Annotated in this window: 25 protein-coding genes; 15 read left to right on the top strand and 10 right to left on the bottom strand. The window is 64.6% G+C overall.

Annotated elements, in window-relative coordinates:
* Positions 1-84 precede the first annotated feature (84 nt).
* Positions 85-510 carry an NfeD family protein gene (locus tag ACZY0R_RS27325; protein WP_488862794.1) on the top strand — a complete coding sequence of 142 codons (426 nt, stop codon included), beginning with the start codon at positions 85-87 and terminating at the stop codon, positions 508-510.
* A gap of 72 nt (positions 511-582) precedes the next feature.
* Positions 583-1,515 carry an SPFH domain-containing protein gene (locus ACZY0R_RS27320; RefSeq protein WP_045241473.1) on the top strand — a complete coding sequence of 311 codons (933 nt, stop codon included), beginning with the start codon at positions 583-585 and terminating at the stop codon, positions 1,513-1,515.
* Positions 1,516-1,634: 119 nt separating this feature from the next.
* Here ACZY0R_RS27320 and smpB read toward each other — a convergent pair whose 3' ends face one another.
* Complete coding sequence (smpB, locus tag ACZY0R_RS27315; RefSeq protein WP_045241472.1) at positions 1,635-2,087, bottom strand: SsrA-binding protein SmpB; 453 nt, start codon at positions 2,085-2,087, stop codon at positions 1,635-1,637.
* Positions 2,088-2,410: 323 nt separating this feature from the next.
* Between smpB and ACZY0R_RS27310 the strand changes: the two genes are divergently transcribed.
* A complete protein-coding gene (locus ACZY0R_RS27310; protein ID WP_045241471.1) occupies positions 2,411-2,848 on the top strand; it encodes a type II toxin-antitoxin system RatA family toxin in 438 nt (145 codons plus the stop codon).
* Entirely contained in the window at positions 2,841-3,182 is a 342-nt protein-coding gene (locus ACZY0R_RS27305) for an RnfH family protein (RefSeq protein WP_488866209.1), read from the top strand. The genes ACZY0R_RS27310 and ACZY0R_RS27305 overlap by 8 nt, the downstream gene beginning before the upstream one ends.
* 13 nt (positions 3,183-3,195) lie before the next feature.
* Here ACZY0R_RS27305 and ACZY0R_RS27300 read toward each other — a convergent pair whose 3' ends face one another.
* Together ACZY0R_RS27300 and ACZY0R_RS27295 are read right to left on the bottom strand one after the other, a co-directional pair.
* On the bottom strand, positions 3,196-3,765 hold the full coding sequence (locus ACZY0R_RS27300) for a DUF4124 domain-containing protein (protein WP_488862791.1): 570 nt from the start codon (positions 3,763-3,765) through the stop codon (positions 3,196-3,198).
* 136 nt (positions 3,766-3,901) lie between these two features.
* Positions 3,902-4,864, bottom strand: a complete 963-nt coding sequence (locus ACZY0R_RS27295; RefSeq protein WP_488862789.1) for a DMT family transporter — start codon at positions 4,862-4,864, stop codon at positions 3,902-3,904.
* Between the two features lie 122 nt (positions 4,865-4,986).
* On the opposite strand from ACZY0R_RS27295, the gene guaB reads away from it, so the two are divergent.
* From guaB to guaA, 3 genes are all read left to right on the top strand, one after another.
* The gene (gene guaB, locus ACZY0R_RS27290) at positions 4,987-6,450 is read left to right on the top strand and encodes an IMP dehydrogenase (RefSeq protein WP_441631965.1); all 1,464 of its coding nucleotides are present in this window, start codon (positions 4,987-4,989) and stop codon (positions 6,448-6,450) included.
* Between the two features lie 159 nt (positions 6,451-6,609).
* The gene (locus ACZY0R_RS27285) at positions 6,610-7,212 is read left to right on the top strand and encodes a hypothetical protein (protein ID WP_488862787.1); all 603 of its coding nucleotides are present in this window, start codon (positions 6,610-6,612) and stop codon (positions 7,210-7,212) included.
* Positions 7,187-8,806, top strand: a complete 1,620-nt coding sequence (gene guaA / locus ACZY0R_RS27280) for a glutamine-hydrolyzing GMP synthase (protein WP_488862785.1) — start codon at positions 7,187-7,189, stop codon at positions 8,804-8,806. The genes ACZY0R_RS27285 and guaA overlap by 26 nt, the downstream gene beginning before the upstream one ends.
* A 166-nt stretch (positions 8,807-8,972) precedes the next feature.
* Here the strand turns inward: guaA and ACZY0R_RS27275 are convergent, their stop codons facing one another.
* From ACZY0R_RS27275 to ACZY0R_RS27255, 5 genes are all read right to left on the bottom strand, one after another.
* The gene (locus tag ACZY0R_RS27275; protein WP_488862783.1) at positions 8,973-11,732 is read right to left on the bottom strand and encodes a winged helix-turn-helix domain-containing protein; all 2,760 of its coding nucleotides are present in this window, start codon (positions 11,730-11,732) and stop codon (positions 8,973-8,975) included.
* A 133-nt stretch (positions 11,733-11,865) separates the two neighbouring features.
* A complete protein-coding gene (locus ACZY0R_RS27270) occupies positions 11,866-13,752 on the bottom strand; it encodes an acyl-CoA synthetase (RefSeq protein ID WP_488862781.1) in 1,887 nt (628 codons plus the stop codon).
* 15 nt (positions 13,753-13,767) lie between these two features.
* Entirely contained in the window at positions 13,768-14,901 is a 1,134-nt protein-coding gene (locus ACZY0R_RS27265; protein ID WP_488862779.1) for a DUF5938 domain-containing protein, read from the bottom strand.
* Between the two features lie 25 nt (positions 14,902-14,926).
* The gene (locus ACZY0R_RS27260; RefSeq protein ID WP_488862777.1) at positions 14,927-15,694 is read right to left on the bottom strand and encodes an SDR family NAD(P)-dependent oxidoreductase; all 768 of its coding nucleotides are present in this window, start codon (positions 15,692-15,694) and stop codon (positions 14,927-14,929) included.
* Positions 15,691-16,452 carry an SDR family NAD(P)-dependent oxidoreductase gene (locus tag ACZY0R_RS27255; RefSeq protein ID WP_488862775.1) on the bottom strand — a complete coding sequence of 254 codons (762 nt, stop codon included), beginning with the start codon at positions 16,450-16,452 and terminating at the stop codon, positions 15,691-15,693. Before ACZY0R_RS27255 ends, ACZY0R_RS27260 begins: the two co-directional genes overlap by 4 nt.
* A 700-nt stretch (positions 16,453-17,152) precedes the next feature.
* On the opposite strand from ACZY0R_RS27255, the gene ACZY0R_RS27250 reads away from it, so the two are divergent.
* Together ACZY0R_RS27250 and ACZY0R_RS27245 are read left to right on the top strand one after the other, a co-directional pair.
* Entirely contained in the window at positions 17,153-18,448 is a 1,296-nt protein-coding gene (locus ACZY0R_RS27250; RefSeq protein ID WP_488862773.1) for an MFS transporter, read from the top strand.
* 111 nt (positions 18,449-18,559) lie between these two features.
* Positions 18,560-18,994: a MarR family winged helix-turn-helix transcriptional regulator gene (locus tag ACZY0R_RS27245; protein ID WP_045241458.1), complete on the top strand. Its 435-nt coding sequence runs from the start codon at positions 18,560-18,562 to the stop codon at positions 18,992-18,994.
* Positions 18,995-19,027: 33 nt separating this feature from the next.
* On the opposite strand, the gene ACZY0R_RS27240 is transcribed toward ACZY0R_RS27245, so the two are convergent.
* Positions 19,028-19,804, bottom strand: a complete 777-nt coding sequence (locus ACZY0R_RS27240; protein WP_488862771.1) for an enoyl-CoA hydratase — start codon at positions 19,802-19,804, stop codon at positions 19,028-19,030.
* Between the two features lie 469 nt (positions 19,805-20,273).
* On the opposite strand from ACZY0R_RS27240, the gene ACZY0R_RS27235 reads away from it, so the two are divergent.
* The 4 genes from ACZY0R_RS27235 to ACZY0R_RS27220 all read left to right on the top strand — a co-directional run bounded on the left by ACZY0R_RS27235 (position 20,274) and on the right by ACZY0R_RS27220 (position 23,341).
* Entirely contained in the window at positions 20,274-20,708 is a 435-nt protein-coding gene (locus ACZY0R_RS27235) for a hypothetical protein (protein ID WP_488862769.1), read from the top strand.
* Positions 20,709-20,826: 118 nt separating this feature from the next.
* Positions 20,827-21,219, top strand: coding sequence for an MAPEG family protein (locus ACZY0R_RS27230; RefSeq protein WP_045241456.1), 393 nt, complete (start codon positions 20,827-20,829; stop codon positions 21,217-21,219).
* A gap of 219 nt (positions 21,220-21,438) precedes the next feature.
* Positions 21,439-22,491, top strand: coding sequence for an alpha/beta fold hydrolase (locus tag ACZY0R_RS27225; RefSeq protein ID WP_488862767.1), 1,053 nt, complete (start codon positions 21,439-21,441; stop codon positions 22,489-22,491).
* A gap of 70 nt (positions 22,492-22,561) precedes the next feature.
* Complete coding sequence (locus ACZY0R_RS27220; RefSeq protein WP_488862765.1) at positions 22,562-23,341, top strand: alpha/beta fold hydrolase; 780 nt, start codon at positions 22,562-22,564, stop codon at positions 23,339-23,341.
* Between the two features lie 30 nt (positions 23,342-23,371).
* On the opposite strand, the gene ACZY0R_RS27215 is transcribed toward ACZY0R_RS27220, so the two are convergent.
* Positions 23,372-23,935: a PadR family transcriptional regulator gene (locus tag ACZY0R_RS27215; RefSeq protein WP_488862763.1), complete on the bottom strand. Its 564-nt coding sequence runs from the start codon at positions 23,933-23,935 to the stop codon at positions 23,372-23,374.
* 274 nt (positions 23,936-24,209) lie between these two features.
* Here ACZY0R_RS27215 and ACZY0R_RS27210 point away from each other — a divergent pair, with 274 nt between their 5' ends.
* Positions 24,210-25,115 carry an NmrA family NAD(P)-binding protein gene (locus tag ACZY0R_RS27210; RefSeq protein WP_488862761.1) on the top strand — a complete coding sequence of 302 codons (906 nt, stop codon included), beginning with the start codon at positions 24,210-24,212 and terminating at the stop codon, positions 25,113-25,115.
* 24 nt (positions 25,116-25,139) lie between these two features.
* Positions 25,140-25,496, top strand: coding sequence for a YciI family protein (locus tag ACZY0R_RS27205; RefSeq protein WP_488862759.1), 357 nt, complete (start codon positions 25,140-25,142; stop codon positions 25,494-25,496).
* The last annotated feature ends 34 nt before the right edge of the window (positions 25,497-25,530 follow it).

The raw sequence follows: 25,530 nt of genomic DNA, 5'->3' as shown, positions 1-25,530 counted from the left end.
GGTTTTTTGTTTTGGCCGCGGCCGTGCGCGATGCGGTGGTCCGGTCCGGACAGGCATGAAGGCAGGCAACGCGAAGGGGAGGCTATGGCGCCGTATTACATCTGGTTTGCATTGGCAGCGGTGCTGGTGATCGTGGAACTGGGTTTCGGCACCTTGTATTTGCTGATGGTGGCGCTGGGCGCGGCGGCAGGCGGGCTCGGTGCGCTGGCGGGGCTGGAAGCAGCCAGCCAGACCATTCTGGCCGCACTGGTAGCCCTGACCGGCTTCGTGGTGCTGCGGCGGTCCCGCTACGGCCGTGCGCGGCGCGACGTGGCGGAGCGCGATCCGAGCGTCAACCCGGACATCGGCCAGGAACTGGAAGTGCCGGCCTGGGGGGCTGACGGGCGGGCACGGGTGCGCTACCGCGGTACGGAATGGGACGTCGAGTTCCAGGCCAATGGGCTGGCGGCTCCGGGGCGCTTCCGCATTGTCGAGGTACGCGGCAACACGCTGTTCGTCAGCCCGAGATAGCGGTGCGGGCCGCGCCCGTGCTTGTTTCCAGGTTCTTGCAGTTCGTCTTTCCAACCCCGTCACGGAGGTCCCATGTTTGAATTTTTTGGCAGCCTGCTGCCCCTGCTGGTTCTTGTCGCTGTCATCGTCCTGGTGGCGAAGAGCTTCAAGATCGTGCCGCAGCAACATGCCTGGGTGCTGGAGCGCCTCGGCAAGTACCGCGCCACGCTGACGCCGGGGCTGACCGTGGTGCTGCCCTTCGTCGATCGGGTTGCCTACAAGCACGTCCTCAAGGAGATCCCGCTCGATGTGCCCAGCCAGATCTGCATCACCAGGGACAACACGCAGCTACAGGTGGACGGCGTGCTGTACTACCAGGTCACGGACCCAATGAAGGCTTCCTACGGGTCGAGCAATTTCGTGGTGGCGATCACGCAGTTGTCGCAGACCACGCTGCGCTCGGTGATCGGCAAGCTGGAGCTGGACAAGACTTTCGAGGAACGCGAGTACATCAACCACAGCGTGGTCAACTCGCTGGACGAGGCAGCCGCGAGCTGGGGCGTGAAGGTGCTGCGCTACGAGATCAAGGATCTCACCCCGCCCAAGGAGATCCTGCACGCGATGCAAGCGCAGATCACCGCCGAGCGGGAGAAGCGCGCGCTGATCGCCGCCTCCGAAGGCAAGCGGCAGGAACAGATCAACTTGGCCACCGGCGCGCGCGAAGCCGCGATCCAGAAGTCAGAAGGCGAGCGGCAGGCGGCCATCAACCGGGCGCAGGGCGAGGCTTCCGCCATCCTGGCGGTGGCGGAAGCCAATGCGCAGGCGATTGAGAAAATCGGGCGCGCCATCCGCACAGAGGGCGGCATGGAAGCGGTCAACCTGAAGGTCGCGGAGGAATACGTGGGCGCCTTCGGGAATCTGGCCAAGCAAGGAAATACGCTGATCGTGCCGGGCAACCTCGGCGAGATGAGCAGCATGATTGCTTCCGCGCTGCAGATCGTCAAAGGCCAGCAGAAGGGGGCTTGAGTGCGGGGGGAGGGCGGCGCCGGAGCGGAGCGTCCCGCGATTGCGGGCGCTTGCCCTCTCCCTGCGGGCGGGACAGGGGAGCATGGCGCCGGTACGCGTGCTTGAACTGTCTTGCAGCCTTACTCTTTCCCGGCACCCTTCATGATGCGCGCCTTCTCGCGCTGCCAGTCGCGATCCTTCTCGGTCTCGCGCTTGTCGAACATCTTCTTGCCCTTGGCCAGGCCGATTTCGCATTTGACGCGTCCACGCGTGTAATGCAGGTTGAGCGGCACGATCGTGAAGCCGCGCTGCTCCACCTTGCCGATCAGCCGCTTGATCTCTTCTGCCTTGAGCAGCAGCTTGCGGGTACGCACCGCATCGGGCGAGATATGGGTCGAGGCACTGTTCAGCGCGCTGATGTGGGCGCCGATCAGGAACAGTTCGGCGTCGCGGATGACCACGTAGCCTTCCTTGATCTGCACGCGTCCCGCGCGGATCGCCTTGACTTCCCAGCCCTCAAGCACGATCCCCGCCTCATATCGCTCTTCGATGAAGTAGTCGAAAAAGGCTTTCTTGTTTTCTGCGATGGTCATGCGGTCCGGATAGAGGAAATGGAGATAGGTAAAACAAAAAAACCAAAAAACAAACACCCGGAACGAAGGAAGGATCCGGTGCCGCCACGCCGCAAAGCCGCGTGAAATGCCGCTGGCCCGCCGGAATCCCGATGCGCCGCGGGTGCCCCGCCGATGGTCTTCGCCGCGCCGCTTGCGGCGTACATGCCGCTGCCATGCACATCCGGTATGCCGCCGGCACGCACGTGGGCTAAAATCGCGATTCTAGCAAACCGGCCCGCCCCGGTGGATTCCGCGCTGCGTCATATTGCAGGCGGTGCCTGCGCGGGCCATCACTTCCAATAATGGCAGACGTCCAAAAATCCGTGCTGGTCGGCCACTCCGCCGAGCAGATGTACAACCTGGTCACGCGCGTCGAGGACTATCCCAAGTTCCTCCCCTGGTGCGGTGGCGTGGAGGTGTTCGAGCAGACCGAAACGCTGCTCGATGCCAAGATCCATATCCACTTCAAAGGCATCAAGCAGTACTTCCACACACGCAATACGCAAGAGCCGCCTACCCGGATCGATATGGTGTTCGAAGACGGGCCCTTCAAGACCTTCAATGGCTCCTGGCGCTTCACGCCGCTGCGCGAGGACGCCTGCAAGATCGAATTCCACCTGCACTACGAGTTTTCCAACTTCCTGCTGGAGAAGATCATCGGGCCGGTGTTCAACGTGATCGCCAATACCTTTGTCGATGCCTTCGTCAAACGCGCCGAAACGGTCTATGGCAATGGCTGAAGAGGCCGGAGCCCGTCCGGTACGCATCTCCGTGTGCTACGCCCAACCGGGCGGCGCCTTCCTGAAAGCGCTGGAGGTGGCGCCAGGCACCAGCATTGTCGCCGCAATCGCCGCTTCGGGCTTGCTGCAGGCCTGTCCGGAGGTGGATCCGGCCACCATGCGGGTCGGCATTTTCAGCAAGCTCAAGGCGCCGGACACGCAGGTGCGGGCCGGTGATCGCATCGAAGTCTATCGCCCTCTGGTGGCCGACCCCAAGTCGGCGCGCCGCAAGCGCGTGCAGAAGACCCGCCAGGGCGGCACGCGCGAAGGGCTGAAGTGGCTGCGCGGCGGCTGACCGCCGCCGGCGCTCAGACGCAGTTCTGTTCGAGGCTGGCGCCGGTCCTTTGCAGTTCGGCCTGGCGCTGTTCGTCATCCAGGTGCTGCGCGGAGCCATCCGGCGCCGACACGGCGACGCGCCGGTTCTGCTGCAGCGCGGCGGCGTAGTTCTGCATCCGTGCGCAACGTACCTGCCGTTCCTGTGCGGCCTGGTCCTTCAGGGCCTGGTCGGCCTCCGCTTTCAGCCTGGCCGTCCGGCGCTTCTCGAAGGCTTCCTCTGTGCTTGGCGTGGATTCCGCCTTGCCATTGCCCTTGGAGTCACCGCCCTTGGGCGCGGGTTGGGTGCCGGCGGCAACCGCCGCGGGGCTGGCGGGCGTAGCTGGCGAAGGCGCAGGCTCGACCGGGCGCAGGGTCCCGGCGAAGCGCCCCGGTGCCTTGATCACGCTGGCTACCGGTACCGAGGGCGGTGGTGGCACGTCGCTATAAACCATGCGGCCGCTGCCGTCGCGCCACTGCCATTGCGCCTGGGCGGCGGCTCCCTGGCAGAGGCAGGCGAGGGCGGCGAGCGTGGCGAGCTTGAACGGCGCGGTCGATCGTTTCATGGCTTGTGGGTTGTGGTGGCTCTGCGATGACGGTAGGGCAGCAGGCAAGCAGTCCGGCGAGATCCGCGGGACAGGGCCAGAAACCCCGTTCCACGAGTGACGCACGCGCCCTTGGCTGCCGGGGTTGGCCGCTAGTTTATGCAGACTTGTCGGTTGCGTGCAAGCGCACCGACCAGGCCACGCCGATCATCAGCAACACGATGGCGGAGATCTCCAGCGGGCGCGGCAAGCGATGGTCGAAGACAAAGCCATACGCCAGCGCGAACAGCGTCTCGAAGACGATCATCTGGCCCGACAGCGTGAGCGGCAGGCGGCGGCTGGAGATGTTCCACAGGTTGTTGCCAATCAGCGACGCGCCGAGCGCCACCGCGGCGTTGACCATCCAGAACCATTGCCAGTCGCGACCGCTGCCGGCGGCGCCCAGGCTGTCTCCGGCCAGCAGCCAGCCCGTCAGCGCCAGCACGACCGATACCACGCCGGTGGAAATGCCATAGAGGGCGGACCATTCATTGCCGCTGTATTGCGGATTGCGCTGCAGGTAGCGCGCATTGTCTACGGCATAGAGCGTCCAGCACACCAGGGCGCCGGCCGCGCTCAGTACGCCGGCCAGGCGCTGCCAGACAGTGCGCAGCGCCTCGCCCCCCGCGCTGGCGCCATGCGCGCCGCCGCCGCCGGCGAACAGGTCGATATTGATGCAGGCGATGCCCGCGGCGACTACCAGCAACGACCAGATCAGGCGCGACAGCGGCACGGCGCCATGGTCGCGCCGGCCCATGATGGTGACCGAGATCGGCAGGATGCCGATGATCAGCGAGGTCGGGCCCACCCCCGCAAGCTGCACGCCGAAGGCCAGCAGCACGTAGTACAGCAGGTTGCCGGTGAAGGCCTGGCGGAGCAGGGCGACGCAATCGGCGCGTGTGAGCTTGCGTGCAATGCGCCGCATCAGCGGCAGCGCGGCGATAAACGCCACCAGACCGTAAGCGAGGTAGCGGCCAATCGCCAGTTCCCAGGGCGAGAAGACGGGCAGCAGCTTGGGGGCGATAAACACCATGCCCCAGAACGCGCCGGCCAGCAGGCCGCACAGTACGCCGATACCCATTGTTGCTTGCCTATGCCGGAAAAAGGACGAAGAGCATAGCAGACTTGAACAAGGGCACCCTCAGGCGCATCAAGAAACGTGCCATTCCTGTATAATTCGGTTTTGCGCCTAGAGGAATTGCTATGCGTCTTGTCCAGAAAGCACTCACATTCGATGACGTGCTCCTCGTGCCGGCTTATTCGTCGGTGCTGCCCCGGGATGTTTCGCTCCGTACCCGCCTGACCCGTTCGATCGAACTGAACATTCCGCTGGTATCCGCCGCCATGGATACCGTGACGGAAGCCCGCCTGGCGATTGCCATGGCGCAGGCCGGCGGTATCGGCATCGTCCACAAGAACCTGAAACCGGCCGACCAGGCCCGGGAAGTGGCGCGCGTAAAGCGCTATGAATCCGGCGTGCTGCGTGACCCGATCACCATTCCCCCCGACATGAAGATCCGCGATGTGATTGCACTATCACATCAATACGGCATCTCGGGTTTCCCGGTGCTGGAAGGCAAGACCGTGGTTGGCATCATCACCAACCGCGACCTGCGTTTCGAGGAAGAACTGGACGCGCCCGCGCGCGCCAAGATGACCCCGCGCGAGAAGCTGGTCACGGTTGGCGAAGACGCCTCGCTGGAAGACGCGAAGCGCCTGATGAACCGCCACCGCCTCGAGCGCGTGCTGGTGGTCAACCAGGCCTTCGAACTGCGCGGCCTGATCACGGTCAAGGACATCCAGAAGGCAGTGGAGCATCCGCTGGCCAGCAAGGATGACCGCGGCCAGCTGCGCGTAGGCGCGGCGGTTGGCGTGGGCCCGGACAACGACGAACGTATCGAGCTGCTGGTCAAGGCCGGCGTCGACGTGATCGTGGTCGATACGGCGCACGGCCACAGCCAGGGCGTGCTGGACCGCGTGCGCTGGGTCAAGCAGAACTTCCCGCAGGTGCAGGTGATTGGCGGCAATATCGCCACCGGTGCCGCCGCGCGCGCGCTGGTCGATCATGGCGCCGACGGCGTCAAGGTTGGCATTGGGCCGGGCTCGATCTGTACCACCCGTATCGTGGCAGGCGTGGGCGTGCCGCAGATCACCGCGGTTTCCAACGTGGCCGAAGCCCTCAAGGGCACCGGCGTGCCGCTGGTGGCCGACGGCGGCATCCGCTACTCGGGCGACATCGCAAAGGCGCTGGCAGCTGGCGCGCATGTGGTCATGATGGGCGGCATGTTCTCCGGTACCGAAGAGGCGCCGGGCGAAGTGTTCCTCTACCAGGGCCGCTCGTTCAAGAGCTACCGCGGCATGGGTTCGGTGGGCGCGATGAAGGACGGCGCTGCCGATCGCTACTTCCAGGAAGACAACACCGCCAACGTCGACAAGCTGGTTCCCGAGGGGATTGAAGGCCGCGTGGCCTACAAGGGCTCGGTCACGGCCATCATTCACCAGATGTGCGGCGGCGTGCGCGCCTCCATGGGTTACTGCGGCAGCAGCTCCATCGAAAGCTGGCACGATACCGCAGAGTTCGTGCAGATCACGGCCGCCGGCATGCGCGAATCGCATGTGCACGACGTGCAGATCACCAAGGAAGCGCCGAACTACTACATCGACTAAGCCGGTCTCAATGAACTGGCGGCTGCGCGGGTCCCGACGGTCCTGCCAGCCGCGTGCCGGCTGCGCCCACCGGCGTAGCCTGCAAGGGCCAGCGCGGCCGCGTTCGCCGGCCACGCTGCGCCCCCAAGCCACGCTAATTGCCTGGCCGGAGGAGCTCTGATGAAAGTATTGCTGCGTGCCGTGCTGTTCCTCGATGCCTTGCTGAATCTGCTGCTCGGCGCCGTCTTGCTGCTTTCGCCTTTCACGACCTTTTACAGCGCGCTGCAATTGCCGCAGCCGCAGCCCCCCATGTACGGGCAACTGCTCGGCGTGGCGCTGGTTGGCCTAGCCTTGCTGCTGTGGCAGGCGACCGTCAACGGGCAGCTCACGGTCGCGGTAGCGCGAACGGTTGGACAGGTCAACCTGGCCAGCGCGCTGCTGATCGTGACCTGGATGCTCATGCTCGACCTACCGGTGCAGGGCGCCGGAAAGATCTGGCTGCCGGTGCTGGCCGCGGTCATGGCCTTCTTCGCGGCGGTGCAGATCCCGGCCGCCAAGCGCGTGCGCGTGCGAGAACGTGAACAGCGCGAGCTGCAAAAAGAGACGCAAAACAAGGATGCCGGCGCGGCCCCCGTGGCACGCCGGCCGCAATCACCCGAATACCGGCGCGAGCCCGGTGTCACGCCTCCGCCCGGTTATGGTCCGGGCACCGAAGTGATGCCGGAGCCCGTGCCGGACGAAACGCCATCCGCCCATCATGCACGACAAAATCCTAATCCTTGATTTCGGCTCGCAGGTTACGCAGCTGATCGCCCGCCGCGTGCGCGAAGCGCACGTCTACTGCGAGATTCACCCGAACGACGTCACGGAAGAATTCGTGCGCGAGTTCGCGCCCAAGGGCATCATCCTGTCCGGCAGCCACGCCAGCACCTACGAAGACCACCAGCTGCGCGCGCCGCAGGCGGTGTGGGACCTCGGCGTGCCGGTGCTGGGCATCTGCTACGGTATGCAGACCATGGCCGTGCAACTGGGCGGCAAGGTGGAGTGGAGCGACCATCGCGAGTTCGGCTACGCCGAGATGCGCGCGCATGGCCATACAGCGTTGCTCAAGGACCTGCAGGACTTCTCCACGCCCGAAGGGCACGGCATGCTGAAGGTCTGGATGAGCCACGGCGACAAGGTCGCCGAGTTGCCGCCGGGTTTCAAGCTGATGGCCTCCACGCCGAGCTGTCCGATCGCCGGCATGGCCGACGAGGCGCGCGGCTACTACGCCGTGCAGTTCCATCCGGAAGTCACGCACACCGTCAAGGGCCGCGACATTCTGGAGCGCTTCGTGCTGAAGATCGCCGGCGCCAAGGCTGACTGGGTGATGCACGACCATATCGCCGAAGCCGTCGCCAAGATCCGCGAGCAGGTGGGCGACGAAGAAGTGATTCTCGGCCTGTCCGGCGGCGTCGATTCCTCGGTGGCCGCAGCCCTGATCCATCGCGCCATCGGCGACCAGCTCACCTGCGTATTCGTCGACCACGGCCTGCTGCGCCTGAACGAAGGCAAGATGGTCATGGACATGTTCGCCGGCCGCCTGCATGCCAAGGTCATCGCCATCGACGCGTCCGAGCAGTTCCTCGGCCACCTCGCCGGCGTGACCGATCCCGAGCAGAAGCGCAAGATCATCGGCCGCGAGTTCGTCGAAGTGTTCCAGGCCGAAGCCAAGAAGCTGACCAACGCCAAATGGCTGGCCCAGGGCACGATCTACCCCGACGTGGTCGAGTCCGGCGGCACCAAGACCAAGAAGGCCACCACCATCAAGAGCCACCATAACGTGGGCGGCCTGCCGGAAACGCTGGGCCTGAAGCTGCTCGAGCCGCTGCGCGACCTGTTCAAGGACGAAGTCCGCGAACTCGGCGTGGCGCTTGGCCTGCCGCCGGAGATGGTCTACCGCCACCCCTTCCCGGGTCCGGGCCTGGGCGTGCGTATCCTGGGTGAGGTCAAGCGTGACTACGCCGAACTGCTGCGCCGGGCCGATGCGATCTTCATTGAAGAACTGCGTGGCACGGTCGCTACCGAACAGGACGCCGCGGCCGGCATGTGCGAGCCTTCGCAGGTGGGCAAGAGCTGGTACGACCTGACCAGCCAGGCGTTCGCGGTGTTCCTGCCGGTCAAGTCGGTCGGCGTGATGGGTGACGGTCGCACCTATGACTATGTCGTCGCGCTGCGCGCGGTGCAAACTACCGACTTCATGACTGCCCACTGGGCGCACCTGCCGTACGCGCTGCTGGGTCGTTGCTCGAACCGCATCATCAATGAGGTGCGTGGTTTGAACCGCGTGGTGTATGACGTGTCGGGGAAACCGCCGGCTACGATCGAGTGGGAGTGAGCCTCATTTTTTGGTGCATTTTCTGGCGCCACCTGGCAATGACAGGCAGTAAGTGATCTAAGCCCGCGATTTTGCGGGCTTTTTTTTTCGCCTGGCTGCATCCAGATTTCTGGCATTGATAGGCAGCATCAGGCGGCGAAAGAGGCCGGGTACGGGACTTCGCGGATCAGAGCAGTGAGTTCTCCTGCGCGCGCGCTAGCGCGCTCGTGCGGTTGCGCACGCCGAGCTTCGCAAAGATGTTGTGAAGGTGCCATTTGACCGTGGCTTCCGACACGAACAGGCTCTGCGCCAGTTCGCGGTTGCCAAGGCCAGCCTTGAGCAGGCGCAGGATCTTCAGTTCGCGCTCCGTCAGCTCCATGGTGCCGGCCGGCGTGGGCGGCGCGCTTCGCACGCCCGTCACGCCGCGGCCGGCCGCCTGGAGCAACTGCTGCAGGTAGTCCAGCGGCACCCGCGTATCGGTGGCGCCCTGCAGTTCATCGCGGCCCGCAGCCATGGTTTCCACCATGACAAGCAGCAGGGCATCGGCATCGAGCAGGCTGCGCAGCAAGCCGTGCTGCGCGGCAAGCTGCAAGGCCTCGTCCAGCGTACGCAGTGCCTGCGCCCGGTCACCCGCGCGGTGCTGCTGCACCGCCTTGAGGGCCAGCAGGCGCGCCAGTTGGCCCTGATGGCCGTCGCGCTGTGCGCGGCGGATGGCATCGTTGAGCGCGCCGAACGGGCCGGGCCCGGCGCCGTGCGCGAAACGCAGGCGCAGCCGCATCAGGCAGACGATGTCCTCGTCGGCGGCCGCCAGCAGCGGCGCGGTGTCCGCGCCACGCGCGACGAGGCCATACGATTGGGCGAGCTTGAGCGCATCGTCCGGTGCCCCCGCCTGCAGCCGCAGCATGCAGCGCTCGGCCGCCAGGATCAGCGAGAGTCGCGGCAGCCTGAGCCGATGACCCAGCGACTCGCCTTCAAGCAGGCAGGCATCGGCTGCCGTGTGCTCGCCGCGCAGGCGCAGCAGCCGCGCGCGCGTGAGGTAGCCAGCCGTGGTCATCTCGACCAGGCCGTGCTCGTCGATGAAGGGCAGGCCCTGGTCGATAAAGCGCTGCGCCTGCGCCAGGTCGTTCTGTTCATAGCAGACTTCGGCGGCCAGCAAAGTGAGCATCGACCCAGCGTACGACGCGACACCGAGGCTGCGCACGACGATGGCGATGCCGGCCTTCGCCTGTGCCATCGCCTCGTGCTGATCACCGCGGCGCATGGCGATCATCATCGCCAGCGCCGAGGCCCAGGCCAGGCCGTAGTCGGCGCGGCATTCCTCGAATGCGCGCCGGGCGACGGCAAGGGCCTGGATACCCTGCTCGAAGGCATCGGACTCGCAGCAGCCGCTTGCTAGCACGTTGGCGACCACGCCGGTCAGGAAGGAGTCGGCGTGTGGCCAACTGCGCAGCCAGGCTTCGCTGCGCGACTTGGCGAGTAGCGGCTCGCCGGTATGGGCCCAGTAGACGCAGCGGATCATCTCGATCACGCTGCGCAGCGCGCCCTCGTCGTCTACCGCACCGCTGTCCGAGCAGGCGGCTTCGAGTGCGCGCAGTTCCTGTTCGGCCTCGGGGTAGCGCCGCGTGAGCACCAGCGACCAGGCATGCCCGGTGCGGATCTTCGGCCGCGCATGCACCAGCGCCTGCGGCAGGCGGGTCAGCCAACCCAGCAGGGTGGCGTGTTCGCCGCGGTGTTGCACCAGCTCGCCCGAGAACGAGGCGACGAGGTCGGCCGCGCGCTCCAGGTCGTGGGCCTCGAACGCATGGCGCACCGCCTCATGCGGCAGCTTGTGGCGATGGAACCAGTCGCTGGCGCGCAGGTGGACCGCGAGCATTGCGTCGCCAGGCAGCTCGCGCGCCCGGCCGCGCAGGTAGTCGGCGAACAAGTGGTGGTAGCGGAACCAGGTGCGCGAGCGGTCCAGGCCCGAGAGGAACAGGTTGCGGCTCTGGACTTCGGCCAGCATCGCGCGGCTGTCGTCGCGGTCCAGCACCTCGTCGCAGAGCTCGGCGCAAAAGCGGTCCAACCCGGACGTGCGCAGGAGGAACGCGCGCAGGTCGGGCCGCAGGCTGTCGAGCACCTGTTCGCCGAGGTAGTCGGTGATGTCGCGGTCGGTGCCCGAGAAATCCGCAAGGAAGGCCCTGCGGTCGTCGGACTCGCGCAGCGCGAGGGATGCCAGCTGCAATCCGGCGATCCAGCCTTCGGTGAGGTCATGCAGCGTCTCGACTTGCGCGCGGTCGAGCGGAGTGCCGCTGACGCGGCCGACGAAGTCGGCGGCCTCGTCCAGGCCGAGACCGAAATGCATGGCATCGAGTTCGAGCAGCTCGCCACGCAAGCGCAACTGGCTTACCGAAAGCGGCAGCCGCGTGCGACTGGCCAGCACCAGGCCGATGTTGGGCGGGAGATGCGCGATAAGCCATTCCAGCTTGCGGTGCAGGCCTTCGTGCTGCACCAGGTGGAAGTCGTCGAGCACCAGCATCAGTCGCCGGTCGTGGCCTAGCAGATCGTGCAGCAGCGATGTCACCAGCGCATCGAGCGAGGCCATGTTGCCGCCATCGGCCTGCGCGAGCGTGTTGCGCCCCAGGCGCGCGTCGGCATGGTGCAGCGCCGCAGCAAGGTAGCGCATGAAACGCAGCGGATCGTTATCCTCGGCGTCGAGGCTGAGCCAGGCCGTTGTGATACCGAGCGGCTCCAGTTGCGCGACGAACTGGGCCAGCGCCGTGGTCTTGCCATAGCCGGCCGGCGCCGTCACGCTGAGCAGGTGCTGCGCCAAGCCCGCATGCAGCAGGCTCGAGAGTTGCGGGCGCGCCAGCAGGCGCGATGAGAGCTGCGGCGGAGCCAGCTTGGCCTCGACCAGCACCGCGGCCGATGTCTCGGCCGAACGCCTTCCACGTGCCTGTTGCTGCGCCATGCTGGATGTCCCCGGTCGGTCTTTGGCGGCCCAGTTTGCCATACCCGGCGTCAACCCGGGCGTCAACCCACACCCCCACGCCGGCCAGCGCCGCACCTGGCAGGCGCATGCCCGCTTTCGCAAGCCGCCGGGCTCACGCCAGCGCGTCTTGCCATTCGATGCGCCAGCGCAGCGGCAGGCGTCCGAGTTCGGCCTCGGCCAGCCGCATCAAGTCCACGCCCTGCGCGCCGGCAGGGCGATGCGCGACCACATGCGATTCAATCCCATACTTCGCGTGCGGCTGCACATCCACCTGCACCTCGATGGCGCCGCAGACCTTGTGCAGCGTATCCGCCAGCGCCTTGGCGATCGCCAGTTCGCGCAGCTTCGGCTTGAAGATCTTGTTGATGGCCGTCAGCGGTATGGCCTCCAGGATCACCACGTCGACCGGCACCGCGGCGCGCTCCGCGATGGTGGCGCAGGCATGCGCCAGCAGTTCGGCGGCCTCGCAGGCCTGCCCCTTGCGCAGCGTCACATAGGCCATCGGCAGCTCGCCCGCATAGCCGTCCGGCTTGCCGACCGCGGCGGCAAGCTCGACCGCTGGATGCCGCATCAGGCCTTCCTCGATCATGCTCGGGTCGATGTTGTGGCCGCCGCGGATGATCAGGTCCTTGGCCCGGCCCGTGAGCCAGAAGTAGCCCTGCGCGTCCTGGCGTCCAAGGTCGCCGGTGTTGAGCCAGCCGTCGGAGAGGCAGACGCCGTGGTTGTCGCTGTCCTTTACGTAGCCGGAGAACACATAAGGGCCGCGCAGCAGGATGGTCCCGATCTCGTCGACCGCGGCCTCGCGCTGCACCTCGCCGTCGGTGCCGAGGTGCGCGACTTTCATCTGCTGGTAGGGCATGCGCAGTCCGATGGAGCCGACCGCACGCTCGCCGTCGCGAGGGTTCAGCGAGCTGACGCAAGTGGCTTCGGTCATGCCGTAGCCTTCGAGCAGCTTGAGGCCGGTTGCGCTCTCGAAACGCTGGAGAAGTTCGGGCGAGAGCGGTGCCGCGCCGCAAATGGCGAACCGCAGCGAACTCAGGTCGGCACCCTCGCGCGGCACATTGAGCAGCGCCGAGAGCACGGTCGGCACCGCGCTGAACAGCGTCGCACGGTAGCGCTGCACCGAGCGCCAGAAGGCCGCGAAGGTGCGCGGGTCGCGGTAGCCCGCGGTCGACAGCAGCACCACATGGGCACCGACGCTGAATGGCGCCAGGCCCGTGACCATCATCGCGTTGGAGTGGAACAGCGGCAGGCCGCAGAGCAGCGTATCCGCCGGGCTCATCGCCACCGCGGTGGCCACGCCCCAGGCATTGGCGGCCTCGTTGAAATGGGTGCGCCGCGCCAGCTTGGGCGTACCGGTGGTGCCGCCGGTGTGGAAATAGGAGGCAACGTGATCGCCCTGCGGCGGCTCACCGATCAGCTCATCGGCGGGCTGCGCGGCCAGCAGGGCATCGAAATCCACTGCCCACGGCGGGCAGTCGCCCAGTCCGCCAACGCGCACCACGGCACGCAGGCTTGGCACCCGGCTGCGCAGCGCCTCCACCTTCTCCCAGATGCCGGCCTGGTCCTGGCGTCCCTGTGCCACCAGAACCACGGTGCCGGCCGCATTCAGGATGCCGGCCATGTGGTCGACTTCCAGATACGGGTTGACGGGGTTGACGATGCCCACGGCCTCGGCGCCCCACAGCGTGAAGTGCGTCTCGGGCAGGTTGGGCAGCAGGTACGAGACCACGTCGCGCCGGCCCACGCCGAGGCTCGCGAAGGCATTCGCGGCCTGGGTGACGCGCTCGGCAAGCGCGGCGTAGTCGTAACGCACTTCGCCGTCGGCCGGGTCGCCCGAAGGCACAAAGGTGAGGGCGGGCGCGCGCGGGGTGGCGGCGGCCGCGCGGCGCAGCGCGGCATAGCTCGACACCGGCTGCGCTAGCCGGCTCTCGATCGGTAACCGTTCCAGCGCCTCGATATCGGCCAGGTTCCGCAGAGGCAAGAGAGCCTTGGTCATGGGTGCCGGCCCGCCTCAGTGGTGAACGATCAGTTCGGGCTTCGCCACCAGGCCAAAGCTGCGCAACTGGCCCAGTAGCTCTTGATGCCCGAAGGCCTGGCAGCCCGAGGCAAAGCCGACCCGTTTCGGCGCCTGCTGCAGCAGCGCGTGGGCAGCATACGCCTGCAGCAGGCCGGTCTGCTTGTAGTTGCAGTTGCCGAAGATCACGCAGTGCGCGCGTCCGAGCGGGCCCGAGGCGTGCACCGAGTCGACCGACTTGTTGAGGCGCGGGTTTTCGCGCGGCGGCATGCTGTTCATCACGCCGGCTGCGGTCTGGGCCAGTGCGGCATAGCGCTCGTCGGGGTCCATGCCTTCGGTGGCCTTGAGGGCGGCCTCGACGATCTTCGGCACGCCCAGCATCAGCGGCTTGTTGAACACCCCGCCCAGCACCTTGACGTTGGCCACGCGCGGGTCCTTCCTGAACCACACCGGGTGCGAGGTGCCGCCCCACGGCAGGGCCAGCGCCATCTCGTGCTGGCCCGGGATCGCGAGATTGTAGAGGCCCGCGTCGGGCTGCCACTCGACGAGCCGGTTCTGCTGCAGGTGGAAGGCCTTGGAGGTCGCCGCGTTGACCAGGATGGTCTGGGTCGAGGCGATGGTCGGGCTGCCGCCCCAGAACACGGCGATGTCCAGCGTGTCCAGTCCCGGCATCTCCAGGCACAGCTGCGCGGCGATCTCGCCGGTGGTGTACATCTGTGCCAGGCCGGGCGACAGCAGCAGCCCGGCTTGCGCGAACTTCGCGCCGTACTGTTCGTCGAGCGTGATCAGCCAGTCCTGCTCGCCGGTGGTGTCCGTGTAGTGGCACTTGGCGGCCAGGCAGGCCTGGACCACTTCCGGCCCGAACTTCGCGAACGGGCCGACGGTATTGAGCACCACGGAGGCGCCGCGGAACAGCTCGGTCAGCGCTTCCGTGTTGTGCTGCACTTCGACGACTTCGTAGTCGGCGGTCTCGATGCCAGGCACATTGGATTTCATGGCCGCGTGGAGCTTTTCCGCGCTACGCCCGGCCGCGATGAAGGGGATGCCGTACTCGCGCAGGTACTCGCACACCAGGCGGCCGGTGTAGCCGCTGGCGCCATAGACGACGACCGGTTTCTTGTTGTTGCTCATGGAATGGCTCCTGAAGGGATGATGATCAGAGAAGGGACGAGCTCACGCCGCCGTCCAGGACGTAGCCGCTGCCGTTGGAGAAGCTCGAGCGTTCCGAGGCGAGGAATACCGCGAGCTGGGCGACTTCCTCTGGCGTGCCGTAGCGGCCCTGGCGCTGCGCGATGACGGCGTTGAAGTCGGGGATGTTCAACTGCTGCTCGAACTCGAACCGGTGCGAGCTGACCAGCTCTGTGTCGACGAAACCCGGCAGGATGGCATTGACGCGTATATTCTTTGCGCGCAATTCAATCGCCGCCGTCTGCGTGAGCGACACCACGCCGGCCTTGGCCGCGGCATAGCTGCCGATCAGCGCGCAGGCCGCCTTCGCGGTGACCGACGCCATCGTGATGATGCTGCCGCCGCCGGCCGCGATCAGGGCGGGCGCCGCGTAGCGGATGCAGAGGAAGACGCCGTCAAGGTTGGTCGAGGTGACCTCGCGCCACTGCGCGTAGCTTTGCGTCGCGAGCGGGGCGACCACGGCGATGCCGGCGTTGGGCACCATGATGTCGAGCCGGCCGTGTTGCTGCACGCAGGCGGCGACCAGGGCCTCGACCTGCTCGGGCACGCGAACGTCGCAGGCCACGGCGCTGGCGCCCGGCAGCGTGGCCGCGACCCGCTGTGCCACGGCCAGGTTGAGGTCCGACACGATGACCTTGGCGCCTTCGGCCGCATACGCGCGGGCAATGGCTTCGCCGAGCCCGCGGCCGGCGCCGGTGATGATCGCCGCCTTGTCCTGGAGAAGTAGCTTGCTCATAGCAATCCGGCAGACAGCCCGCCGTCCATGATGTAGTGGGAGCCGGTGGTCCAGCTGGCGGCGTCGGATGCAAGGAACGCGGTCATTTCGGCCACTTCTTGCGGCGTGCCAAGGCGCAATTGCTTCACCGCGACCAGCGCGCTGAAGGGCACCCCGACGATGGCTTCCACGGTGGGGATCAGCCGGTCCACCATTGCGGTACTGACGAAGCCGGGGCAGACCGCGTTGACGCGGATGCCGGCGGGACGCAGCTCGGCCGCGGCCGTGCGCGTGAGCTGGATCACGGCCGATTTCGAGGCCGCGTAGGAGCCGAACAGCGGCACACCGTTGGTGCCGGCCAGCGACGAGATGTTGACCACCGCACCCTTGCCCGAGGCGGCAAGCGCGCCCAGCGAGTGCTTCATGCCAAGGAACACGCCCATGACGTTGATGCTCATGAGGCGGCCGACCTCTTCCTCGCTCTGGTCGAACAGCGGCTTGACGATCTCGATGCCGGCGTTGTTGACCAGCGTGTCGAGGCTGCCGAAGGCGGCCGTGGCCGCCTCCACCGCGCGGGCCCAGTCGGCGCCCTTGGTGACGTCGCAGGGCACGAAACGCGCCTGCGGGCCCAGTTCGTCCGCGGCGCTGGCAGCCCCGGCCTCGTCGATGTCGGCCAGCATTACCCGTGCGCCGCGCTCGACGAACAACCGGGCGATGGCAAGGCCGAGCCCCTGCGCCGCACCGGTGATGAGGGCGTTGCGGCCCTGTAGTTCGATCATGTCGTTGTCTCCTGTCCGCCTGTGATCGGCGGTGGAGACATTGCAACAGGCGCGGGCGGATGAGCAGCCCACCTAAAGGATGGTTTTTCGTGCTGCGACGCAGCAAGGCCTGGCGCGTAGTTGCGCTTGTACGCGAGCCTGGACGCTCCGTGGCGGCCGCACCAGCCCTGGCTGGCGGCGCGGATCGTGGCCTCCAGGAAGGTATCCAGGTCGCGAGCCTCCGGGAGTACGCGCAAGTTCTCGGCGGCGGGGGGCATTGCGTCCCTCCCGCGCGCTCGAAGCGCACGATGAGCGCATGGCCGAAGGCCCATGGCCAGCATCAGAGCCATTGAAGCCCGGAACGGTGTGGAGAGAGAAGAACGCGCGTCGTGTGCCAGCTAGTCCTCAAGCGTGGGCGGCGATCTGGACAATCCGTTGCATCGACCTGTTGATTCCACAGCCGACTTCGGCCAACCAAGGGCAGGAGAAGGTCGACGTCTGGCGACCCCAACTGGCTGTCCAGAGGTACAAGCGAGTAAGCGTGTGCGTCCGAAATGTGCTCTCGCTTCGATGCGGTAGGCATCGGAACATCAAATCCTATTTTTTACCTATACTTTTCCGCGCTGATCGCTGTATTAAGTTACCGTTGCCCGGTGGAGCAGCCCGCACATTCACGGGTGCACCTTGGATTGGTTTTTTGAGAACGTGTACGTGTTCCCCCATGTCCAAGAACTCCAAACGCGCCTATCGGGCTGAAATTTTTCCACCCCCAACTAATGGTTCCGAGGGCAGCGACCGAACCCTGCTGTATTTCGGTTGGCTGACCCTGTTCATCTATCTGGCAACGCCGGCCGGTTATCTGGTTGACATACAGACGTCGTACATGCTCAAGAACCAGTTGCATGCGACGGCGACGCAGATCTCGACATTCCGGCTGGTTACGGGCATACCCGTGTACTTTGCGTTCGCTTTCGGCCTCGCGCGCGACCAATGGAACCCGCTGGGATTGCGCGATCGCGGCTTCTTCCTGATGTTCGCTCCGGCGACCGCGCTGGCATTCATCTGGATGGCGTTTTCGGGTTTCTCATACGCGGGACTGGTCATCGGGATGCTGCTGGCAATGCTGTCGTCCCGATTTATCGCCGCAGCCTATCAGGGGCTGGTCGCTCTGGTGGGCCAGGAGAAGCTCATGTCCGGGCGCCTGAGCGCTCTGTTGAATGTGGTCAGCTCCGTCCCGGTCGTTGCGGGAGCGTTCGCTTCCGGGTACTTCTCCGATCATCTTGCCGCGAAAGAAGCCTTCTTCCTGGCTGCGATGTTCACTTTATTGATTGCCGTGATGGGACTCTGGAAGCCCGTTTCCGTCTTCGGCCATATCTACGAGCACCCGCAAGCCAGGGGCGCAGATCTTGTTGGGAATGTCAGGCGGCTGGCGAAGCATAAGGCCATTTATCCAGCGGTTCTCATCTGCTTTCTGTGGAACTTTGCGCCAGGATCGGCCACTCCGCTGCAGTTCTATCTGACCAATGAGCTGCATGCATCGGATTCCGTTTACTCGTACTACAACGGGATCTTTGCCGCCGCGTTCATCCCGACATTTCTGCTGTATGGCTTTCTGTGCAAGAGAGTATCGCTGAACAAGCTGCTGTGGTGGGGAACGATCGTCGCAGTGCCGCAGATGATTCCGCTGGCATTCATTCACTCTGCGAATCTCGCGCTTGTATTGGCGGCACCGATAGGGCTGATGGGCGGTGTAGCCACGGCAGCATACTTCGATCTCGCGATGCGGTCCTGCCCGCCAGGCTTGCAAGGAACCTTGATGATGCTGGTGGAAGGCGTTCTCGCGCTCTCGGCGCGTGCCGGCGATCTATTGGGCTCATGGATTTATAACAGCAGCTCAACGCACGGATTCACATATTGTGTGATCGCGACGACCGTGGTGTACGCACTGATCCTGCTCTTGATCCCGCTGACGCCGAAAGAATTGATTGCTACCAAGGATGGCGAACCTTCGAGGTGAGGCGTCGGCGGAGTCGACAGAAGTTCATTGCCGTGACCGACCAAAGTCGGGCACCGGGCACGTGATAAAATTCGCATGTGAACTAAATGGCATCTTTTATCCGTCAAAGACATGGAGCATCGACTCGTCTATCTATTGAACGTCGGCCAGCGTCGACTGCATCGGTGGTCACAAGCGCGCACGGCCGCGGGTGGCGTGACAGCGGCCCAGGCTGGGCTGCTTTTCTTTCTGGGCAGGAACGACGGAGCGCTGATGGGCGAGGCTGCCGCAGCGCTAGATCTGGGCGCACCCGGGATGAGCGGTCTGGCTGACCGGACCGAAAGGGCGGGCCTGATCGAGCGCCGGCCGGACGAGACCGATCGCCGTGCATCGCGCCTATGGTTGACGGAGGCAGGACGCTCGGCTCGCCGGCGTTCGAAGGCTGGCATGAAGGAAACAAATGCCAGGCTGACCGAAGGTTTCACCGCGGCCGAAATTGACGTGGTAGCGCGGTGGCTGACCAGCCTGCAGACGAAGTTTCCGGCCGCCGACGAAGGCGAGTTGTAACCTGGGCAGCGGCCGGACAGCGAGTCACTCGATTTACTGCTGGGCGACCTTGGTGAAGTCCGGTTTGCGCTTCTCGGCGAAGGCCGAGAATGCTTCCTTGGCTTCGGCACTGGATAGCCGCTCCTCGAACCTGGCGCTTTCGCTGTTCATCTGCGAAACCAGTCTTTCCGCGTCGCGCATGAGCTTTTTCATTGCGCTCAGCGAGCCGGCGGGCCTGGCGGCAATCTTTTCGGCCATCAGGCGCGCATCCGCCCGCAGTTGGTCATTGGCGCAAACTTTGTTCGCGATGCCCCACGCCACGGCGGTTTGCGCGTCAAGCGGCTCGCCCAGCGCGAACATCTCGAAGGCCCTGACGTGCCCGATGCGCAGGGGAAGCAGGTAACTTGAAGCCGCCTCCGGAACGAGGGCAAGGTTGACGAAGGGCGTGATCAGTAGCGCGTCCTGCGCGAGCACGACGTAATCGCAATGCAGCAGCATGGTGGTGCCGACGCCGACGGCCTTGCCGTTGACCGCGGCGACAATCGGTACGGTCGAGTTGGCAAGGGCGCGCAGAAAGCGGTGCACGTGGCGTTCGCCGGGGCCATTTCCTGCCGCTATCGCTGCGAATTCGCCCACATCATTGCCCGCCGTAAAAATGTCCCCGTCCCCCTGCAGCAGCAATACCCGGATATTGCGGTCCTGCTGTGCCTGCTCGATAGTGTCGGCGAGTGCGCCGTACATCTCGTTCGTCAACGCATTCTTCTTGTCCGGCCGGGCAAGCGTAATGGTCAGAACGCCGCTGGTAAGGTCAACACGAATTTCCAAGCTCATGGTAGGTCTCCAGATGGGTTGCGCAATGCCGTGCAGGCATGCAATGTAACTTCGCATACGAAGTATATATAATTCGCATGCGAAGTAAACAACTGGGCCGATTCAGTGCGTCGGGAGCATCCTGGACGCCGCGATAGTCGGTGAAGGCAAGAGACAGGCGATCGACACATTGCTTGTAGCGCATCCGAGCATCGCAGAGTGTATCCATAACAATTATTTGAATGTACTGGTTGGCGGCTTTACGATGGCGCCATAGCCCAGTTGGCCGGCATCGCCCTGGTGGTGAAGCGAGCAGCAGCGCCGAAGATTCGTCAGCCCGTCCAGAAATGGGGCCGTCGAGTGTTGCTGGGGTCAGTCCGAACTCAACCTGATATGAAGGAGCTCAATTGAAATCGTCTGACAACTCTTTCTCGCAAGCGCGACGGCTGACCCGCGAGGTGGCCGACATGGCGGAGAAAACGGAGAGATCATGGATGACTTCCTGATTGCCTTCGGCGCGCTCTGGTTTGTGATCTGTTTGTACGCCGGCCTGGCGCATCACATCAGGGGGGATTGGGCCAGGCGCGGCGCCGCAGAGAAAGTCTCTTCCATTGATCCGCAAGGAGACCTTCCTGCCTGCATACACTGCATCCGCCTCTGCGGCTTGCCATCCTCGTTGGCGAAGGAGGAACTCGCGGCAGCGATTGCTACGGTGCACGACGAAGTCATCGCATGGGCCGGCACCTTGAAGTTGGCCATCTCGAAAACAGAAGCGGCAGCCATATCGACGATCTGGAAACCGGGAACACCACGACTCCGATGCGCTTCATATTGTCCTAAAAGGAGGGAAATTCGTCATTCAGGCCTCAGGGTGGGGCATCTACCATGGAGCTGTCAATCCACTCGGCATGAGGACTCCAGATGAGCGCTACCGACAGCTCGAAGGGAAACACGATTCACCCGAACGTGGCTGCGCTGCCCCGGCTCACCCTGGCGGTCGCTTGGGGCATGGCTGGTTTCGAATGTCAGGCAGGGGGTGTCGAATGAATAGCACTGCACTGGCCTGCACCGCTGTGCTTGGTCTGCTCTTGTTCGCACTTGGACTCGCCATCTCGGTCCTGCGCTCTCGTGTCGGCGTGCTGAGCGGATACGCTCCTGAGCCTGATAGGCTGCTAACGAAACTGGTTCGCGCTCACGGTAACACCGCCGAGTACGTCCCGTTCTTCGCGATGCTTTTTCTGTACCTCGGCTTTCGGAATCCGCCTCAATGGCAGCTCTGGTGCATGGCAGGTGCAACTGCCTGCCGCTTGCTCCTGGTGGTTGGACTACTTGCTTGGCCATCGATGACGAAGCCCAATCCGGCCCGAGCTATCGGGGCCTTGGGAACTTACGCGTTCGGGATGGCCCTCTGTGTTGCATTGCTCAACGGCCGCTAGCCCTCTGGCCGCGCCGCGCGGTCTGGTTTCATAACGGATCCTGGTGTGGCCCTTCGTTCGCCAAGCTTCACGTTGCAAGGGCTGGCCATCCGCCCGGTTACCGGCATTGCACGTGCGCGTCCCCCGGTGCAATGGAGCGAAGCATTCGTGTTCAGCGGAGAGCGAAGCGTGCGGCGCGCATTCGAGCACATTGAATCGACCTGAAGAGGAGAGGTACTGATGTCGAATCGGATCAACACCGGTCGTCGGCGCTTTGTTGGGACGGCGGCCGTCAGCGCAGGTGCGATGGAACTGGTCTTGAGCGGGCTGGCGCACGCACAGTCCAGTCAAGCCAGCGGGCTTGCTGCAGGCGCGAACGCCTCAGCGTCGGGTGCATCGTTCACCGAGATCAGGCAGATCGATGCTGGCGCTCTGAATGTCGGTTATGCCGAAGTCGGCCCGGGTACCGGCCCGGTCGTGATCTTGCTCCATGGCTGGCCATACGACATCCACAGCTTCGTCGACGTCGCGCCTCGGCTCGCGTCGGCGGGCTATCGGGTGGTGGTTCCGTACCTGCGCGGCTACGGGACGACGCGGCTTCTTTCCAGCGACGCGGTCCGCAATGGCCAGCAGTCGGTGCTCGCCGTCGACGTCATCGCGCTGATGGATGCGCTGAAAATCGAGAGGGCGATCATCGGCGGCTTCGACTGGGGTGCGCGCACGGCCAACGTCGTCGCGGCGCTGTGGCCGGTGCGCTGCAAGGCGCTGGTATCGGTGAGCGGCTATTTGATCGGCAGCCAGCAAGCCAACAAGGCGCCCTTGCCGCCGCAGGCGGAGCTCACGTGGTGGTACCAGTTCTACTTCGCGACGGAGCGGGGCAGGCGCGGCTATGAAGCCAACCGGCACGACTTCACGAAGCTCATCTGGCAACTCGCTTCGCCGAAATGGCATTTCGACGATGCGACGTTCGAGCGATCCGCAAAAGCCTTCCAGAACCCGGATCACGTGGCGATCGTGATCTACAACTACCGCTGGCGATTGGGTCTTGCGGACGGGGAGCCGCAGTACGACGCGCTCGAAAAGCGTCTCGCAGCCGCGCCGGTTATCACCGTGCCGACCATCACTCTCGAAGGCGACGCCAATGGTGCGTCTCATCCCGAGCCTGCAGCGTATGCGAAGAAATTTTCCGGCAAATACACGCACCGGACCATCGGAGGCGGAATCGGCCACAATCTTCCGCAGGAAGCGCCCAAGGCCTTTGCGGACGCGGTGATCGAGGTTGCCGGCTACTAAGTGCCAACGTGTCGCGCGGGCTGCCTGCGATGCTAACGGCTCACTCTACACATTTGAGGAAAAGCCCATCATGAACCGTTTGTTGAAGAGATGTCTCGCATCGGCGATGCTGCTCGCCAGCGCGTTTTCGCTGAACGCGGCCCATGCTGCCCCGCCGCAGGATCTGAAAGGAACGAACGTCGTGCTTGTGCACGGCGCTTTCGCCGACGGATCGAGCTGGAATAAGGTGATCCCGCTGCTCGAAGCGCGCGGTCTTCACGTGGTTTCGGTTCAGAACCCGCTCAGCTCGCTTGCGGATGATACGGCGGCAACCAGGCGTGCGATAGGCCTGCAAACCGGTCCGGTTGTGCTCGTAGGCCATTCGTGGGGCGGCTTCGTGATCACCCAGGCCGGCAACGACGATAAAGTCAAGGCGCTCGTGTACGTAGCCGCTCTCGTTCCGGATAGCGGCGTATCGGTCAACGACATGATGAAAGGCAAGCCGGCGCCGGCCTGGGCAGGGAAATTGAGGAAAGACTCCGCCAACTTCCTGACGTTGTCCACCGATGCGGTGGTTAATGATTTCGCCCAGGATCTGACGCCGGCACAAGCACGCACCCTCGCAGCGACGCAAGGACCGTGGTTCGCGGGCTCTCTGGACGACAAGGTGAGCATCGCCGCGTGGCACACGAAGCCGTCGTGGTTCGTGGTCGCCAACCAGGATCGCATGATCGATCCGCGAGCAGAGGAAGCAATGGCAAAGCAGATCGGCGCAACGACGATGCATGTCGATTCAAGTCACGTCGCAATGCTGAGTCATCCGAAGGCGGTTGCCGCCGCGATCATCGCAGCGGCCAGCAAAGTCCAGTAACTGGCGCACCAGCCTGAATTCAGCCGGACATCAGGCTGGCCTGCGAGCAATCATTTCCGCCACCTCGTCACACCACGCGATATAGGCCTGTTCCGCCAGCACGCCGCGGCGCGTCACCAACAGCGGTCCAAGCTGATCCTCGCTCAGCTCGGCCTGCCTTGTGAGAAAAAATTCAAGCTGGACCTGGTGGTCCGCACGCACCTCACGGATCTGCTGCAACGCTGTCTCGCGCGGCAGCAAATCGAAGCACAACACCCGCAGTATCTGTTCGTCCTTGATGGCCGGGCGCGGTGAGCCATTCGCCACCCAAGCCGTCAGTTTCTCGCGGCCAGCAACGGTCATGCTGTAGATCGAGCGTTCCGGCCCGCGCGTTCCCGGCAAGCGCTCCGATTGGATGAGTCCATCCGTCTCCAGTTCTCGCAAAGCCGGGTACACCGAGCTGTGCTCGACCGACCAGCAATGCTGGCCCGCCATCTGCAACCATTTGGTCAGTTCATAGCCGGAACGCGGCTGGCAATGTATCCCGGCAAGAAGAACATGCTTCAGCGGCTTTTCCTTGCTTGCCCTGGCTTCCTTCAGATCACTCACTCGCATTGCTCCTTGATTGCGTCAACGCGCACGCGGAATGACTATGTTTTTTTTGACATAGTCAAAAAACCGTGCCACTATGTATTTTTCCACATACCGGATTTTACCCTATTCCCCGAGCAGCGACTGCGCCAGGCGTAGCGGCGTTGACCGGGTGAGGCCAGTCCGCCGTGTCGCCGCCTCTGAGCGCCAAGGTTGCCTGGACGCGGCGGCGCCGGCCGGTGCCGGCAACATTAGCTACACCGGCTTCATTTTGATCATTGATACAAGGAAGAGATTCATGTCCCAAGAAACCATCCTCGTCACCGGCGCCGCCGGCAGCGTCGGCTCGACGGCGCGCGCGGCCATCGCCATCCTGCTGGAGCAAGGCCATCGCGTACGCGCCATGGTGCGCAGGCTGGACGTGCGCGCCGACATGCTGCGTGAACTGGGCGCCGAAGTCGTGGTCGCCGACATGCTCGACATCGTTGCCGTACACGCGGCCATGCAGGGCTGCTCAGTGGTGTATTTCACGATGTCGGTCACTCCCAACTACCTGGAAGCAGCCGCCAACGTCGCGGTCACAGCCAAAAGCCTGGGTGTGAAGGCCTTCGTCAATCTGTCTCAGATGACGCTGTCGCAGATGAGCGAGACAGAGACCACCGGCAGCCCGCAACAGCAGCAGCACTGGCTCGCAGAGCAGATGCTGCGCTGGTCCGGCCTGCCGGTGGTCTACCTGCGTCCAACCGCATTCTTCGAAGGCTTGTTCCTGCCGGCGGCCAGGGGCATCCGCGACGACAACGCCATCCGCCTGCCGTTCGCCGACGGCAAGACCTCGCCGATCGCCGCCTCCGACGTGGGGGCTGCCGCCGCTGCTGTGCTGGCCAACCCGGAGCCGCATATCGGCAAGATCTACGAACTGACCGGCCCCCAGTCGCTGACGATGGCCGATCTCGCCCAGGAGTTCAGCGGCGCTCTGGGCCGCACCATCCAATACGTCAACGTCCCACCGCAGATCTGGGAGGCCAAGCTCCAGGAGTTCCAACAACCGGCGTATCTGATCGCACACCTGGTCATCATGGCCCAGCTGCATCGCGACAACCGCTACAACCGCATGACCGACACCTTCCAGCAGTTGGTCGGCCGTGCGCCGATTTCCGCCGCCGAATTCGCTAGCCGCCACGCGGCCGCGTTCACGCCTGCCTGATCCTGCCTCAAAAAGGAAACAACGATGGAATTTGTTCTCGCTTTTCAACAGCCACCGAACAGCTATGAAATCCACGCCGATCCGCTCAAAGGGCAGCAAGTCTCGCTAGCGTGGAAACAGTATATGGGCGCCATGGCGGCCGCCGGCGTCATGCGGGCCGGCACGCAACTCGATCCGCGCAACGCCAGCACCGTGCGGGTGCGGGACGGCCAGCGCAAAGTTCAGGATGGCCCATCCCCGGAAGGGCGCGCGCTCTTTGGCGGCTTTGTGGTGATCAATGTCGAGACGCTGGAAGAGGCTTTGAATTGGGCTGAACGCAGCCCCAGCTCATCAGCCGGATACACGGAAGTCATCCCGGTCCTGCCGATCATCCGCGCGTAGGCGCGTATCAGCGCTTGCATATGGCACTGTCATC

The sequence above is a fragment of the Cupriavidus sp. F041 genome (assembly GCF_057814235.1).
The sequence above is the reverse complement of the archived record's forward strand: the minus strand, read 5'-3'. Positions and strand labels throughout refer to the sequence as shown.

What these genes read in the sequence shown, in the direction of transcription:
- ACZY0R_RS27240 (WP_488862771.1), bottom strand. Translation starts at nt 19,804, where the DNA reads ATGAGCTTGGAAATTCGTGTTGACCTTACCAGCGGCGTTCTGACCATT.
- ACZY0R_RS27215 (WP_488862763.1), bottom strand. Translation starts at nt 23,935, where the DNA reads ATGCGAGTGAGTGATCTGAAGGAAGCCAGGGCAAGCAAGGAAAAGCCG.
- ACZY0R_RS27255 (WP_488862775.1), bottom strand. Translation starts at nt 16,452, where the DNA reads ATGATCGAACTACAGGGCCGCAACGCCCTCATCACCGGTGCGGCGCAG.
- ACZY0R_RS27265 (WP_488862779.1), bottom strand. Translation starts at nt 14,901, where the DNA reads ATGAGCAACAACAAGAAACCGGTCGTCGTCTATGGCGCCAGCGGCTAC.
- smpB (WP_045241472.1), bottom strand. Translation starts at nt 2,087, where the DNA reads ATGACCATCGCAGAAAACAAGAAAGCCTTTTTCGACTACTTCATCGAA.
- ACZY0R_RS27305 (WP_488866209.1), top strand. Translation starts at nt 2,841, where the DNA reads ATGGCTGAAGAGGCCGGAGCCCGTCCGGTACGCATCTCCGTGTGCTAC.
- ACZY0R_RS27235 (WP_488862769.1), top strand. Translation starts at nt 20,274, where the DNA reads ATGGATGACTTCCTGATTGCCTTCGGCGCGCTCTGGTTTGTGATCTGT.
- ACZY0R_RS27225 (WP_488862767.1), top strand. Translation starts at nt 21,439, where the DNA reads ATGTCGAATCGGATCAACACCGGTCGTCGGCGCTTTGTTGGGACGGCG.
- ACZY0R_RS27300 (WP_488862791.1), bottom strand. Translation starts at nt 3,765, where the DNA reads ATGAAACGATCGACCGCGCCGTTCAAGCTCGCCACGCTCGCCGCCCTC.
- ACZY0R_RS27320 (WP_045241473.1), top strand. Translation starts at nt 583, where the DNA reads ATGTTTGAATTTTTTGGCAGCCTGCTGCCCCTGCTGGTTCTTGTCGCT.
- ACZY0R_RS27325 (WP_488862794.1), top strand. Translation starts at nt 85, where the DNA reads ATGGCGCCGTATTACATCTGGTTTGCATTGGCAGCGGTGCTGGTGATC.
- ACZY0R_RS27205 (WP_488862759.1), top strand. Translation starts at nt 25,140, where the DNA reads ATGGAATTTGTTCTCGCTTTTCAACAGCCACCGAACAGCTATGAAATC.
- ACZY0R_RS27230 (WP_045241456.1), top strand. Translation starts at nt 20,827, where the DNA reads ATGAATAGCACTGCACTGGCCTGCACCGCTGTGCTTGGTCTGCTCTTG.
- guaA (WP_488862785.1), top strand. Translation starts at nt 7,187, where the DNA reads ATGCACGACAAAATCCTAATCCTTGATTTCGGCTCGCAGGTTACGCAG.
- ACZY0R_RS27250 (WP_488862773.1), top strand. Translation starts at nt 17,153, where the DNA reads ATGTCCAAGAACTCCAAACGCGCCTATCGGGCTGAAATTTTTCCACCC.
- ACZY0R_RS27270 (WP_488862781.1), bottom strand. Translation starts at nt 13,752, where the DNA reads ATGACCAAGGCTCTCTTGCCTCTGCGGAACCTGGCCGATATCGAGGCG.
- ACZY0R_RS27295 (WP_488862789.1), bottom strand. Translation starts at nt 4,864, where the DNA reads ATGGGTATCGGCGTACTGTGCGGCCTGCTGGCCGGCGCGTTCTGGGGC.
- ACZY0R_RS27275 (WP_488862783.1), bottom strand. Translation starts at nt 11,732, where the DNA reads ATGGCGCAGCAACAGGCACGTGGAAGGCGTTCGGCCGAGACATCGGCC.
- ACZY0R_RS27220 (WP_488862765.1), top strand. Translation starts at nt 22,562, where the DNA reads ATGAACCGTTTGTTGAAGAGATGTCTCGCATCGGCGATGCTGCTCGCC.
- ACZY0R_RS27310 (WP_045241471.1), top strand. Translation starts at nt 2,411, where the DNA reads ATGGCAGACGTCCAAAAATCCGTGCTGGTCGGCCACTCCGCCGAGCAG.
- guaB (WP_441631965.1), top strand. Translation starts at nt 4,987, where the DNA reads ATGCGTCTTGTCCAGAAAGCACTCACATTCGATGACGTGCTCCTCGTG.
- ACZY0R_RS27285 (WP_488862787.1), top strand. Translation starts at nt 6,610, where the DNA reads ATGAAAGTATTGCTGCGTGCCGTGCTGTTCCTCGATGCCTTGCTGAAT.
- ACZY0R_RS27260 (WP_488862777.1), bottom strand. Translation starts at nt 15,694, where the DNA reads ATGAGCAAGCTACTTCTCCAGGACAAGGCGGCGATCATCACCGGCGCC.
- ACZY0R_RS27245 (WP_045241458.1), top strand. Translation starts at nt 18,560, where the DNA reads ATGGAGCATCGACTCGTCTATCTATTGAACGTCGGCCAGCGTCGACTG.
- ACZY0R_RS27210 (WP_488862761.1), top strand. Translation starts at nt 24,210, where the DNA reads ATGTCCCAAGAAACCATCCTCGTCACCGGCGCCGCCGGCAGCGTCGGC.